This is a genomic window from Isachenkonia alkalipeptolytica, assembly GCF_009910325.1.
GTDB lineage: Bacteria > Bacillota > Clostridia > Peptostreptococcales > T1SED10-28 > Isachenkonia > Isachenkonia alkalipeptolytica.
The window spans coordinates 1-601 of record NZ_SUMG01000067.1 but is presented as its reverse complement, the minus strand read 5'-3'; the positions used below and the strand labels follow the sequence as shown (position 1 = coordinate 601).

The window sequence follows — 601 nt, the reverse complement described above, 5'->3', positions numbered from 1 at the left end:
GAGTATCCTGCCATAGGAAGTAAACTTTGGAAAGACCATTTTTGGTCAAGGAGTTACTGTTTACTTACAACCGGAGGAGCCCCGTTGGAGGTTATAAAAAACTATATTGAAAGCCAGGGGGAAAAGTGATGAACCGAGCCTTCAAATTTCGAATTTATCCAAACGATCAACAAAGAAACTTGATTGCCAAAACCTTTGGCTGTGTTCGCTTTGTCTATAATCGTATGCTTTCGGATCGAATCCAACACTACAAATCCACGGGAAAAAGTCTTAATAACACCCCTGCCATGTATAAAAAAGAATTTGAGTGGCTGAAGGAAGTGGATAGCTTAGCTCTCTCCAATGCCCAGTTACACTTAAATACTGCCTATACCAACTTTTTTCGTGACAAATCCATCGGGTTCCCGAAATTCAAATCGAAAAAGAAGAATCATAACAGCTATACCACCAACCTGGTGAACGGAAATATCCGGTTGGAAAAGGGCTTGTTGGTCCTTCCAAAGCTCAAAGGCGTAAAAATCAAGCAGCATCGGGAGATCCCGGAGGATTATACCCTGAAATCCGTAACCATTAGTCAAACACCATCGGGGAAATACTACGC

The 601-nt window shown here is 41.9% G+C and carries 2 protein-coding genes; both read left to right on the top strand.

Annotation, left to right across the window (positions count from 1 at the left end; genetic code table 11):
• Nucleotides 1-129: transposase (locus tag ISALK_RS14905; protein WP_201756934.1), on the top strand; the 129-nt coding region annotated here is incomplete at its 5' end.
• The coding region (locus ISALK_RS14900) for an RNA-guided endonuclease TnpB family protein (protein ID WP_160723664.1) at nucleotides 129-601 on the top strand (473 nt) is incomplete at its 3' end. The genes ISALK_RS14905 and ISALK_RS14900, both read left to right, overlap by 1 nt.